Genomic DNA, 12,394 nt, shown 5'->3' on the forward strand with positions numbered 1-12,394 from the left:
CCCCTCAGTCCCATTCCAGGCCGCCGCGCCGCCATACGTACGCGTACGCGACGAAGACGGTGAGCACGAAGAGCAGCATCTCCACGAGCCCGAAAATCCCCAGGGCGTCGAAGGTGACGGCCCAGGGGTAGAGGAAGACGATCTCGATGTCGAAGACGATGAAGAGCATCGCCGTCAGGTAGTACTTGATGGGGAAGCGCCCGCCGCCGGCCGGCGTGGGGGTCGGCTCGATACCGCACTCGTAGGCCTCGACCTTGGCGCGGTTGTACCGCTTCGGACCGATCAGCGTGGCCATGACCACGGAGAAGATCGCAAAGCCTGCCCCGAGGGCTCCCAGTACGAGGATGGGCGCATACGCGTTCACCGCTCCTCGCTCCTCTCAGTCGGCGCTGACTGCTGGCGGTTGCACTGGTGCACTGAGCTCACTTCCACCTCACCGGTCCCACGAGCCCCGCCGTCCCGGGCGAAGATCGAGAACATGTGAAGCAGGTCACAAGCCCAGTTGCCACGCATCTTATGCCCGTCGCTCTGTGATCTGCGACACGGGGTATTGCACGAGCTTTGTGATCTCCACCACCTGACGAAGGATCATGAAGTCGGATTATGAGTGATCTTCATACGCGAAGCGTTCAGTTGATCACGAGAAGTGACATTCTCGCTCGTCATCGCAGGCGGGAGGGTGCGTCTCCATATCAAGAGGGTTCCGACGCATGCAAATTAGTGCTGGACGTGGGCGACTGATAGAGGGACGCGTTCACACATCAGGGGGAGGTGCGAGGTGCGATGTGGACGGGGGTCCGGACGCGTGCACGCGTTCACGAGCTCCTCGCGCACGGGACGCCGCGTTTCCGGTGACCGTTCCGTGACCTCCGCCACATCGATGAGAGGTCCCTGAGAGCCGGGCTTGGCCAATGACCTCAACCAGTGGTAAGCGTGGGGCAATTCGGACGTAATGATCAAAGACCGTGATCAAGCCCTTGATCGCGGGCGTCCGCAATGTCCGTTACGGCGTCAATAAAGAGCGGCGCGCCCGGGATTTCAGGTCTCGATTGAGCAACTGTGGCGCAGCACACGTTTCTTGAAGATATGAAGGAGCCCCTGATACCGGTTGTTCCCATGTCCCACACCGCTCACATACGCAGCCACCGGAAGCCCCGCCGCAGCGCGTCGACCCTCGCGATGCGGGCCGGAGTTGCCGGTGGCGTCCTCAGCACCCTGGCAGTGGCCGGGGCGTCGGGCTCGGCGAACGCGGCCGAGCCGGTGACGCAGACCCTCGAACTGCCCACCCTGACGGCCGACCTGGCCGCTCAGGCCGCCAAGTCCGCAGACGCCACCCAGCAGGCCGCCGCGAACTACCAGCTGCAGGCCGAGCGTGACGCGGCCGCCGCAAAGGCCGCGAAGCAGGCCAAGGCGGACCTGGCGGAGGCGAAGCAGAAGGCCGCCGAAGCCAAGAAGAAGGCCGAGGAGGCCGCCCGCAAGGCCGCCGCCGAGCGTGCCTCGCGCACCGCGGCCCGGACGACGCTCGCCGCCACGGACAGCGCCGGTACCTCCACGAGCACGGCCACCGGTTCCGCGGCGGCCGTCATCTCCTTCGTGAAGGCGCAGATCGGCAAGTCCTACGTCATGGGCGCCTCCGGCCCGAGCGCCTACGACTGCTCCGGCCTGGTGCAGGCCGCCTTCAAGCAGATCGGCGTCAGCCTGCCGCGCGTCTCCCAGGACCAGTCGACCGCCGGCACGCAGGTCTCGCTGAGCAACCTGCAGCCGGGCGACATCCTCTACTGGGGCAGCGCGGGCAGCGCGTACCACGTGGCGGTGTACGTCGGCGACGGTATGTTCGTCGGCGCGCAGAACCCCTCCACCGGCATCGTGGAGAAGCCGCTGTCGTACGACCCGCCGACCGGCGCCGTGCGGGTGCTCTGACCGCACCACGCACCTCTCACGCGCGACAGGGCCGCAGCCGCTCGGGGGCAGCGGCCCTTGCGCCGTACCCGGCGCCGTGGAGCGCCGCTCCTGACATGCTCTGCTCGGACCGCCGTCCGGCGGTCCGTCCATGAGCGAAGGAGACCGCGGCATGCCACGTGTGTTCGTACAGGGAAGGCCCGCCGACTACTACCCCCGCCACGCCCCCGAGGCCAGGCGCGGCGCGGTGCGCCGGATCACCGAGGTCGGCGAGGAAGTCCTGCACAAGCCGTGCCGGGACGTCACGGAGTTCGGACCCGACCTCGCCGCACTCGTCGACGACATGTTCCTGACCCTGTATGTCGCCGAAGGAGCGGGACTCGCGGCGAATCAGGTGGGGGTCGATCTGCGGCTATTCGTGTACGACTGCCCCGATGACGACGGAGTCCGGCATGTCGGGCACATCGTCAATCCGGTGCTCGAAACGCCCACGAGCGGGCGGCGATTGCTGGACGAGGGCGAGGGCTGTCTGTCGGTTCCGGGTGCCGTGATGGCCGTACCGCGGCCGGACCGGGCCGTCGTGCGCGGGCAGGACAAGGACGGCGACCCCGTTGTCATCGAGGGCACGGGATACTTCGCGCGCTGCCTCATCCACGAGACCGACCACACCAACGGGTACATCTACCTGGATCGGCTCTCCAAGCGGGAGAAAAAGGACGCGCTGCGGCAGATGACGGACCGACGGGACGAGGTGTTCGCCCGCCGGGCCGCCCGTGCCGAGGAGCTGAGCCGGTCCTAGAAAAGGCTCACGCCTTCGGGGCCACCTTGCTCAGGCCGTTGATGATGCGGTCCATCGCGTCGCCGCCCGTGGGGTCGGTGAGGTTCGCCAGCAGCTTGAGGGTGAACTTCATAAGCATCGGGTGGGTGAGGCCGCGCTGCGCCGCGATCTGCATGACCTTCGGGTTGCCGATGAGCTTCACGAAGGCACGGCCGAGCGTGTAGTAGCCGCCGTAGGTGTCCTTCAGGACGCGCGGGTAGCGCTGCAGGGCGATCTCGCGCTGGGCGGGCGTGGCCCGCGCGTGGGCCTGGACGATGACGTCGGCGGCGATCTGGCCGGACTCCATGGCGTAGGCGATGCCCTCGCCGTTGAAGGGGTTCACCAGGCCGCCGGCATCACCGACGAGCAGCAGGCCGCGCGTGTAGTGCGGCTGGCGGTTGAAGGCCATGGGGAGGGCGGCGCCACGGATGGGGCCGGTCATGTTCTCGGGGGTGTACCCCCAGTCTTCCGGCATGGAGGCGCACCAGGCCTTGAGGATCTCGCGCCAGTCCAGCTCCTTGAAGGAGGCGGAGGTGTTCAGCACACCGAGGCCGACGTTCGAGGTGCCGTCGCCCATGCCGAAGATCCAGCCGTAGCCGGGCAGCAGCCGGTCCTGGGGGCCGCGGCGGTCCCACAGTTCCAGCCAGGACTCCAGGTAGTCGTCCTCGTGGCGGGGCGAGGTGAAGTAGGTGCGCACCGCGACACCCATCGGGCGGTCCTCGCGGCGGTGCAGGCCCATCGCGAGGGACAGGCGGGTGGAGTTGCCGTCGGCGGCCACCACCAAGGGCGCGTGGAAGGTGACCTCGCGCTTCTCCTCGCCGAGCTTGGCGGTGACACCGGTGATGCGGCCGGTGCGGTCGTCGATGACCGGGCCGCTCACGTTGCAGCGCTCGTACAACCGCGCCCCCGCCTTCTGGGCGTTGCGGGCGAGCTGCTCGTCGAAGTCGTCGCGCTTGCGGACGAGTCCGTAGTTCGGGTAGGAGGCCAGCTCCGGCCAGTCCAGCTGGAGGCGGACGCCGCCGCCGATGATGCGCAGGCCCTTGTTGCGCAGCCAGCCGGCCTCCTCGGAGATGTCGATGCCCATGGCGACGAGCTGCTTGACCGCGCGCGGGGTGAGGCCGTCGCCGCACACCTTCTCGCGCGGGAACTCGGTCTTCTCCAGGAGCAGGACGTCGAGGCCGGCCTTGGCGAGGTGGTACGCGGTCGTGGAGCCGGCGGGCCCCGCGCCCACGACGATCACATCGGCGGTGTTCTCGGAGAGGGGCTCGGTCTCGACGGTCACGGCGGGATCTCCCCAAGTTCGAAATCTGTGTGCCGACCGGCACTGGACATGGGCAGTCTATTCAGCAGAATTGATCACCCGGCTGAAGGGCTGCCCTGTGAACCGACCTCTCCCCGCGGTACGGCTGCGCGTTCCCACCCATGAGGACGCGATCGCCTGGCACCGGGTCTTCGACGACCCCGAGGTCATGGAGTTCTACGGCGGCAGACCGGCCGCGCTGTCGGTCTACGAGGAACTCACCGCGCGGCAGCGGCGGCACGACGCCGAACTCGGCTTCTGCCTGTGGACCATGCTGGACGAGTCCGGTGAGGTCATCGGCTTCACCGGAGCGCAGCCCTGGCGGCCGGAGTGGGGTCCGGTCGGCGAGACAGAGATCGGCTGGCGGCTCGGCCGCGCGCACTGGGGCAAGGGGTACGTCACCGCGGCCGCGCGCGAGACGCTGCGGCGGGTGCGGACGGCCGGGGTCAAGGAGGTGGTGGCGATGGTCCGGCCGGGAAACGAGCGGTCGATCGCGGTGGCCCGGCGGCTCGGCATGCGCCCGGCGGAGACCTATCCGCATCCCACCCTGGACGAAGACGCCCTGTGCTTCCGGCTGAGCCTCGACCACACAGAGTAGCCATCTGTCACAGAAAGACACCGACTCCTTCCAGCCGGGGCGCACGGGAGTTACCCTTCCAGTACCGCTGGGGGTGACATCTGTGCACATAACACCCAAAACACCCGAAGTGCGCGTGCCGCGGCTGGTCGGACTGATGGCCATGGACGCGCGCGAGACGGCCCAGGCGCGGGGCCTGTTCCTCAACGCGCCGGACCGCCCGGACTTCCACCTCGCGGTCGTCGACTACGTCGTACGCCAGTACCCGCAGCCCGGCGCCGAGGTGCCCCGGGACTCCATGGTGTACGTGTGGTTCGACTTCGGTGAGGGAGAGGGCGGCGGAGGCGTGCGCGAGCCACGCATCCCACGGCCGCCCAGCGGCGGAATGCAACGCGAACTCGGTGAGCCCGGGGACGCCTTCGAGACGATCAACCGCTAGGCGCCGTGAAGGGCCTCAGCCCTCCTTGAAGCCCCGGTGCAGCGCGACCACGCCGCCGGTGAGGTTGCGCCAGGCCACCTTCGACCAGCCCGCCTTGCGCAGCCGTTCGGCTAGGGCGGGCTGGTCGGGCCAGGCGCGGATGGACTCGGCGAGGTAGACGTACGCGTCCGGGTTGGACGAGACCGCCCGCGCGACCGGCGGCAGCGCACGCATCAGGTACTCGGTGTAAACGGTCCTGAAGGGCGCCCAGGTCGGGTGCGAGAACTCGCAGATCACCACCCGGCCGCCGGGCCGGGTCACCCGGTACATCTCCCGCAGCGCCGCGTCCGTGTCCTGGACGTTGCGCAGCCCGAAGGAGATCGTCACCGCGTCGAAGGTGTCGTCCTTGAACGGCAGCCGCGTCGCGTCGCCGGCCGTGAACGGCAGCCAGGTGTGCTTCTTCTTGCCGACCTGCAGCATCCCGAGCGAGAAGTCGCACGGAACGACGTACGCGCCCGTCCGCGCGAAGGGCAGCGAGGAGGTGGCCGTGCCGGCGGCCAGGTCGAGGACCTTCTGCGCGGGGCGCGCGTCGACCGCCTTCGCCACCTCCTTGCGCCACACCCGGTCCTGGCCGAGCGACAGCACGTCGTTGGTCAGGTCGTACCGTTCCGCCACGTCGTCGAACATCGAGGCGACTTCGTGCGGCTGCTTGTTCAGGGAAGCGCGGGTCACCCGCCCATTCTTGCAGCCCGCCCTCACGGCAGGACCCTGGGCCACCTCCGTGCCGCGACGTCCTCCACCCAGCCGCACAGCAGCACGAAAACGGCGATCAGGATCCAGCCGATGCCGAACATGAACCACTGGCTGTCCAGGGGCAGGTATCTCTCGAAGGCGGGCACGTCCCAGAACCGGTCGATCAGCGGGACGGCCAGGACCAGGGCGATCTCGTGCCAGAGGTAGATCGTCACCGCGCGCGCGTTGAAGACGGTGACCGTACGGTCCAGCCGCCGGAACCGGGTCAGCCAGGCGAAGTCGATCCGGAAGGACGCCTTCGCCCACATCAGCAGCGTCACGAAGCCCGCCGACCAGAAGGCCTGGGCGAGGGGGTTCTCGTCGAGGTCGTAGGTGCCGAAGTCGGCCTGGTGGGAGAAGGCGTACCAGGCGCCGTAGGCCATCGCGGCGCACGACAGGACGCAGACGAGCGCCGGTCGCATCCGCCGCAGCACAGCGTCGCGGTGGGCGAAGCCGAGGATCCAGCAGAAGAGGTACGTCGACAGGTCCCACAGGGCGCTGCCGAAGCGGTTGTCCGGACCCGGCCAGAGGAAGTTCAGGACCAGGACGGGCGTGAGGGACAGGAGCAGGACGGGGACCGGCGCCTTGCGGAAGATCCACAGCAGGGCCGGGGAGAGCAGCACGAACCACAGATAGGTGCGCAGATACCAGAGGATCTCCCAGGCCTGCTCGCCCCAGCCGTTGCCCGGCGGGTCGCCGAGCGGCACGACCCAGTAGACGATCTGCCAGCCCGGCATCCAGCCGTGGACGAGCATGGCCGGCACGACGAAGCAGCCCCAGAACCAGAAGGGCGGCAGGAGCCTTCTGAGCCGACTCCTCACGACCTTCAGGGCGGGGCGCTGAAGGGACTTCGCCATCAGGGTGCCGGCGAGGGCGAACATGATGCCCATGGAGGGGAAGACGAGACCGCACCAGGCCCAGCCGAAGGTGTGGTACGTCACGACCCTGATCAGCGCCAGGGCCCTGAGGGTGTCGAAGTAGCGGTCCCGTCCGGCGGGCTCGGGTCGGGGCGGTCGTACGACGGGAGCGGCCGCGGTCCTGCTGTGCGCTCCCATGTCAGCTCACCCCCACCGGAGTCCCGACCTCGCCCGTGCGCTTGAGTTTCTGCCAGCGCAGGCGGCCGCCGGTGAGGGCGGTGATGCAGGAGTGGATGAGGACGAGGTACATCATCTGGCGGTAGGCGAGTTGCTGCAGGGGCATCATCAGCAGGTAGCGGTACTTCTCGCGGTCCAGGCGGAAGGCGTAGGCCGCGCAGGTCAGTTGGATGCCCAGCACCGCCAGCCAGGCCAGCAGGGAAGATCACCACCAGGGGCATGCCCACTCGGCCGAAGCGGCCCGAAGCTCCCTTGTCCGTCAGGGACTTGCGGTGCTTCCAGAGGGCCTGCATGGTGCCGTACGACCAGCGGTAGCGCTGGGACCAGAGCTGCTTCAGGGAGCCCGGCGCCTCCGTCCAGGCCTTGGCGTGCTCCTGATAGACGACCCGCCGGCCCGCGTGGTGCAGCGCGATGGTGATGTCGGTGTCCTCGGCGAGGGTGTCCTCGCTCATCCCGCCGACCGCGAGCACCGCCTCGCGCCGGAACGCGCCGATCGCGCCCGGGATCGTCGGCATGCAGCGCAGCAGGTCGTACATGCGCCGGTCGAGGTTGAAGCCCATCACGTACTCGATGTGCTGCCAGGCGCCGATGACGGTGTCGCGGTTGCCGACCTTGGCGTTGCCGGCGACCGCGCCGACGGACGGGTCGGCGAACGGCTGCACCAGGTGCCGTACCGTCTCCGGCTCGAAGACGGTGTCGCCGTCCATCATCACGACGATGTCGTACGAGGCGCTCCGCACGCCGTTGTTCAGCGCCGCCGGCTTGCCCGCGTTCTCCTGGCGGATCACCCGGACATTCGTCATGCCCAGCGACTCGGCCGCCGCGCGGGCGATCTCCGACGTGCCGTCGGCCGAACCGTCGTCGACCACGATGATCTCGATCGGATGGGTGCTCCGGGCCAGCGACTCCAGGGTGTTGGCGATGCACTCCTTCTCGTTGTACGCCGGGACGATCACGCTCACGGGCCGGGTGACCGGCGGTCCCCAGCTGAACCGGCGTCTGTTGCGCCGTCGGTGGTGGCGGCGGGCCAGGATCACCATCATCCCGAAGCGGCCCATCACGGCCACGCCCACGATCGCCAGCCCGACGGAGAGCACCGGCAGCGTCCACTCGGCCACGGCGACGGCCGCGACGAGCGCCTTGCCCTCGTAGAGGGTCATGCCGGTGGCCGTGTGGTGGGCGGCCTGGAGATCGCCCTGCCGGGACGGCACCGCGCTGACGTCCGGCGCCACCGCCTGCCGCTCGGCGGCGCGCTGTTGCTCCAGGACGCCGCTGATGGTGGTGAAGGTGTAGCCCTTCGCCTTCATCTTCTCGATGTACGCCGGCAGCGCCTCGATCGTCTGCGAGCGCTCACCGCCCGCGTCGTGGAAGAGGACCGAGGCACCCTTGGTGCCCTTCGGGGTGGCCCACTGGACGATCTTCGACACGCCGGGCCGTTTCCAGTCGTCGCTGTCGGTGTCGACGAAGACGCTCGTGTATCCCTCCTTGCCGAGCTTCTGGTAGACGGGCCAGCTGTAGTTGTCGATGGCGTCGGTCTCGGAGGAGTACGGCGCCCGGAACAGGGTCGTGGTGATGCCCGCGGCGCCGGCCAGGGCGAGCTGTGTCTGCTCCATCTCCCGCTTGATTCGGGCATCGCTCTGGTAGGACAGGTCGACGTGCGTGAAGGTGTGGACGCCGACCTCGTTGCCCTGCCGCACCATCGTCTTCACGATGCCCGGATAGCGCGACACCATCGAGCCGACCAGGAAGAAGGTGCCGGGCACGTCGTACTTCCGCAGGATCTCGAGCACCTTGGGGGTCCAGGTCGGGTTCGGGCCGTCGTCGAAGGTGAGCGCGATGGTCTTCGCCGGGACGGAGACCGTGGTGGCCTGTCCGCCCCGGAAGGTGAGGATCGGGCCGCCGTTCAGGATCTTGTCGGGGACCTTGCCGGACCCGGCACCGGTGCGTACGCGCTGGTCGCCGCCGACCTCGGCGCGCAGATAGCCGTCGAGCAGCATCACGCAGGTCAGGGCCAGCAGGAGGAGAAGCGCGAGGATGACACGGGGGCGCTGGAGCGCCGCGGCCCTGCCCGCCGCGCGTTCGATGCGGGTGGGGGCGCGCCGGCGGCCGCGCGAGGACGTCGGAATGGTCATGACTGCCGCTGCGCTCCGGTCAGTTGGCGCCTGCGGAGGCGGATACGGAAACCGAAGCGGCTGGGGATCGGGTGCCCTGGGACGGCAGGTCGGCCTGGCGGCCGATGCCGCCCTGCGGCCGTACGCCGACCGGGGCCCGGCCGTCGCCGTTGGCGCCGAAGGGCAGCAAGGAGGACGGGTTGAGGGAGGTGCCCCAGCCCATGAAGGCGGCGGCGAGCACGCCCGCGTAGGCGAGGCAGACGGCGCCGACGAGCAGGCCGATACGGCGCAGTACCTTCGAGCGGCGTCCGGTGGAGTCAACGAACACGGGTCCCTCGGTGGACCCGTTGCCATGTTTGCGGCGGCGACCATGCCGCGCGATGCGACTTTCGATGGCGGGTTCGGATTGCATTCCTCGGATATTAGGCGGCCTTCATGTGCGCTTTTCCCGGTGATTTTTGTGAGCCACCCATGAGTACCTGCGCAGTCTGTCACTTCGCTGAGTCTTTTCCGGAGTGGCCGCTTCCGCGCGAGGGAGCGTGAGAGAGTGCCTGCACGATGAGGAATTCACTGACATCGATCGCCGGGACCGTCTGTGTGTTTGCATTCGCTAGCGCAGGATGTTCCGCGAGCTCGCCCTCGCCCTCGACGGTCGCCTACGCCCCCTACGTCAGCGCCACCGAGGCGTCGGACACCGACTCCGCCGGTTCACCGTCGACGTACAACCTGGCCTTCGTCATCTCCGACGGCAGTGGCTGCACGCCGAAGTGGAACGGCACCGCGGCGATCGGCGACTCGGCCGTGGAGTCCCGGATAGCGCGCCTGAAGAAGAAGGGCGCCGGCGTCCGTGTGTCCTTCGGCGGGGCGTCCGGCAAGGAGCTGGCCGCGACCTGCGACAGCGTCGCGGAACTGGCCGCCGCCTACGGCAGCGCGCTGGACGCGGCCGGCTCCAGCCGGGCCGACTTCGACATCGAGGGTGACGAACTGACCGACTCCGCGTCCGTCGCCCGGCGTTCGCGGGCGATAGCGCTGCTCCAGAAGCAACGGCCGGACCTGAAGGTCTCCTTCACTCTGCCGGTGATGCCGTCGGGCCTCGACTCCGACGGCCTCGCGCTGCTGGCGTCCGCGAACACGTACGACGTCCAGGTCGCCACGGTGAACCTGATGACGATGAACTACGGCGAGTCCTACGCCGGCGACATGGGCGACTACGCGGTCACCTCCGCCGAGGCCGCGCACGTCCAGCTGAAGAAGGTGTTCGGGCTGTCGGACGCCGGGGCGTGGCGGGGCATGGCGCTCACCTCGATGATCGGGGTCAACGACGTGGACGGGGAGACGTTCACGCTGTCCGACGCGGCGCGGGTACGCACGTTCGCGGAGGAGAAGGAGATCGCCTGGGTGTCCATGTGGTCCACGTTCCGGGACCGGCGGTGTACGGCCGGGGACTCCGGCGCGGACGACGCCGCGACCGACTGCAGCGGGGTGAGCCAGAGTTCGGGGGCGTTCGGCAGGGAGTTCGCGGGGTAGGCCGTCGGAGGAATCAGCGGCGTCTGAACACCAGTCGGCCTGCCAGCACCGTCGCCACGCACGTGCCCGCTCCCCGTTCGGCCAGTTCCTCCTCGTCGCGGACGTCGAAGACGGCGAAGCGGGCGGCCGAGCCCCGGTCCCGGGCAGGGGCGAACACCGCCGGGACCCCGGCGGCGAACGGGTCGAGGGACGGGACGCCGGCCGGGCGACCGGCACGGCCGGCGAGCACCAGTCCGGTGCGCCGTACGGCGTCGGCGACCGCCCGGTTGCGCAGCGGTTCGCAGGCCGCCGCGACCGTGCCGTGCGCCAGCATGCGCTGCGCCCCGCGCCGGGCGCTCGCGCCCCAGCGGGCGTCGTCGAGCGCGAGCGCGGTGAGCGCGTCGCCGGTCAGCGGTTCGGTGCCCAGCTCGTCGGCCTCCCGGGGGTCCGGGTGGTACGCCTCCTCCAGCAGTTCGGTGCCGTGCTGGTTGACGAGCCCCGGCGTGAGGATGCCGGGCCAGGAGCGCACGCGCGCGTGCGGGTACGCGGCGACCAGCTCCTGAAGGGGACCGGCGCCCGCGATCAGCTCTCCCTCGACGGCGAGGGCGCGGCCCCTGGAGTCGGTGTGGATCGTCAGCAAGGCGGGAGCGGCCGGCTCAGTTGGACGCCAGCAGCTTCAGTTCCGGGTGGGCCGTGCCGCCCTCGATCGCCGTGGACGAGATGTGGGACATCACCCGCTCGTCGACGGGGTCGTTCGCCGGGTCGTCGTGGACGACCAGGTGCTCGTAGGTCGTGGAGCGCTGCGCCGGCACCCGCCCCGCCTTCCTGATCAGGTCGATGATCTCCAGGCGGTTGGAGCGGTGCTTGGCGCCGGCCGAGGAGACCACGTTCTCCTCCAGCATGATCGAGCCGAGGTCGTCCGCGCCGTAGTGCAGCGACAGCTGGCCGACCTCCTTGCCCGTGGTCAGCCAGGAGCCCTGGATGTGCTGGACGTTGTCGAGGAAGAGGCGGGCGATCGCGATCATCCGCAGGTACTCGAAGAGGGTCGCCTGGGTGCGGCCCTTCAGGTGGTTGTTCTCGGGCTGGTAGGTGTACGGGATGAAGGCGCGGAAGCCGCCCGTGCGGTCCTGTACGTCCCGGATCATCCGCAGGTGCTCGATGCGCTCGGCGTTCGTCTCCCCCGTGCCCATCAGCATGGTGGAGGTGGACTCCACGCCCAGCCGGTGCGCGGTCTCCATGATCTCCAGCCAGCGCTCGCCGGACTCCTTGAGGGGCGCGATGGCCTTGCGGGGGCGTTCCGGGAGCAGTTCGGCGCCGGCGCCGGCGAAGGAGTCGAGGCCGGCCTCGTGGATCCGGGTGATGGCCTCCTCGACCGACACGCCGGAGATACGGGCCATGTGCTCGACCTCGGACGCGCCCAGCGAGTGGATCACCAGCTGGGGGAAGGCCTCCTTGATGGCCCGGAAGTGCTTCTCGTAGTACTCGACGCCGTAGTCCGGGTGGTGGCCGCCCTGGAACATGATCTGGGTGCCGCCCAGCTCGACGGTCTCCGCGCAGCGGCGCAGGATGTCGTCGAGGTCGCGGGTCCAGCCCTTGTCCTTGTCCTTGGGGGCCGCGTAGAAGGCGCAGAACTTGCACGCCGTGACGCACACGTTCGTGTAGTTGATGTTCCGCTCGATGATGTACGTCGCGATGTGCTCGACACCGGCGTACTTGCGGCGGCGTACGGCGTCGGCGGCGGCGCCCAGCGCATGCAGGGGGGCGTCCCGGTAGAGGTCGAGCGCCTCTTCCGGGGTGATCCGCCCACCGGCAGCGGCACGGTCGAGGACAGACTGGAGGTCGGCCTTCTCGGTCACCAGGGCGTCCCTTTCGGGGAGGTT

13 protein-coding genes are annotated in these 12,394 nt (G+C 69.2%); 5 read left to right on the forward strand and 8 right to left on the reverse strand.

From position 1 onward, the window contains the following. Positions 1-4 precede the first annotated feature (4 nt). Positions 5-364, reverse strand: coding sequence for an NADH-quinone oxidoreductase subunit A (locus ACIBJF_RS19600; protein WP_399175118.1), 360 nt, complete (start codon positions 362-364; stop codon positions 5-7). Positions 365-1,116: 752 nt separating this feature from the next. On the opposite strand from ACIBJF_RS19600, the gene ACIBJF_RS19605 reads away from it, so the two are divergent. Together ACIBJF_RS19605 and def are read left to right on the forward strand one after the other, a co-directional pair. Continuing rightward, positions 1,117-1,920: a C40 family peptidase gene (locus ACIBJF_RS19605; protein WP_399175120.1), complete on the forward strand. Its 804-nt coding sequence runs from the start codon at positions 1,117-1,119 to the stop codon at positions 1,918-1,920. Between the two features lie 151 nt (positions 1,921-2,071). Then, the gene (def, locus tag ACIBJF_RS19610; RefSeq protein WP_399175122.1) at positions 2,072-2,698 is read left to right on the forward strand and encodes a peptide deformylase; all 627 of its coding nucleotides are present in this window, start codon (positions 2,072-2,074) and stop codon (positions 2,696-2,698) included. Positions 2,699-2,705: 7 nt separating this feature from the next. Here the strand turns inward: def and ACIBJF_RS19615 are convergent, their stop codons facing one another. Next, entirely contained in the window at positions 2,706-3,998 is a 1,293-nt protein-coding gene (locus tag ACIBJF_RS19615; RefSeq protein ID WP_399175124.1) for a geranylgeranyl reductase family protein, read from the reverse strand. 97 nt (positions 3,999-4,095) lie between these two features. Between ACIBJF_RS19615 and ACIBJF_RS19620 the strand changes: the two genes are divergently transcribed. Together ACIBJF_RS19620 and ACIBJF_RS19625 are read left to right on the forward strand one after the other, a co-directional pair. After that, positions 4,096-4,614, forward strand: a complete 519-nt coding sequence (locus ACIBJF_RS19620; RefSeq protein WP_399175126.1) for a GNAT family N-acetyltransferase — start codon at positions 4,096-4,098, stop codon at positions 4,612-4,614. 109 nt (positions 4,615-4,723) lie between these two features. Beyond that, complete coding sequence (locus tag ACIBJF_RS19625; protein ID WP_399175237.1) at positions 4,724-5,032, forward strand: PASTA domain-containing protein; 309 nt, start codon at positions 4,724-4,726, stop codon at positions 5,030-5,032. Between the two features lie 15 nt (positions 5,033-5,047). Here ACIBJF_RS19625 and ACIBJF_RS19630 read toward each other — a convergent pair whose 3' ends face one another. The 4 genes from ACIBJF_RS19630 to ACIBJF_RS19645 are packed head-to-tail and all read right to left on the reverse strand — an operon-like array spanning position 5,048 to position 9,336. After that, complete coding sequence (locus ACIBJF_RS19630) at positions 5,048-5,743, reverse strand: demethylmenaquinone methyltransferase (RefSeq protein WP_399175127.1); 696 nt, start codon at positions 5,741-5,743, stop codon at positions 5,048-5,050. Between the two features lie 23 nt (positions 5,744-5,766). Continuing rightward, a complete protein-coding gene (locus tag ACIBJF_RS19635) occupies positions 5,767-6,858 on the reverse strand; it encodes an acyltransferase (RefSeq protein ID WP_399175128.1) in 1,092 nt (363 codons plus the stop codon). Next, positions 6,753-9,029, reverse strand: coding sequence for a glycosyltransferase (locus tag ACIBJF_RS19640; protein WP_399175130.1), 2,277 nt, complete (start codon positions 9,027-9,029; stop codon positions 6,753-6,755). Before ACIBJF_RS19640 ends, ACIBJF_RS19635 begins: the two co-directional genes overlap by 106 nt. A 19-nt stretch (positions 9,030-9,048) precedes the next feature. Continuing rightward, complete coding sequence (locus ACIBJF_RS19645; protein ID WP_399175131.1) at positions 9,049-9,336, reverse strand: hypothetical protein; 288 nt, start codon at positions 9,334-9,336, stop codon at positions 9,049-9,051. A 230-nt stretch (positions 9,337-9,566) separates the two neighbouring features. Here ACIBJF_RS19645 and ACIBJF_RS19650 point away from each other — a divergent pair, with 230 nt between their 5' ends. Continuing rightward, positions 9,567-10,535, forward strand: coding sequence for a chitinase (locus ACIBJF_RS19650; protein WP_399175133.1), 969 nt, complete (start codon positions 9,567-9,569; stop codon positions 10,533-10,535). 13 nt (positions 10,536-10,548) lie between these two features. Here the strand turns inward: ACIBJF_RS19650 and ACIBJF_RS19655 are convergent, their stop codons facing one another. Together ACIBJF_RS19655 and mqnC are read right to left on the reverse strand one after the other, a co-directional pair. Then, positions 10,549-11,154: a hypothetical protein gene (locus tag ACIBJF_RS19655; RefSeq protein WP_399175135.1), complete on the reverse strand. Its 606-nt coding sequence runs from the start codon at positions 11,152-11,154 to the stop codon at positions 10,549-10,551. A gap of 16 nt (positions 11,155-11,170) precedes the next feature. Continuing rightward, a complete protein-coding gene (mqnC, locus tag ACIBJF_RS19660; protein WP_365333036.1) occupies positions 11,171-12,370 on the reverse strand; it encodes a cyclic dehypoxanthinyl futalosine synthase in 1,200 nt (399 codons plus the stop codon). Between the last annotated feature and the right edge of the window lie 24 nt (positions 12,371-12,394).

This window comes from Streptomyces sp. NPDC050743 (genome assembly GCF_044456925.1).
In the GTDB taxonomy this organism is placed as follows: domain Bacteria; phylum Actinomycetota; class Actinomycetes; order Streptomycetales; family Streptomycetaceae; genus Streptomyces.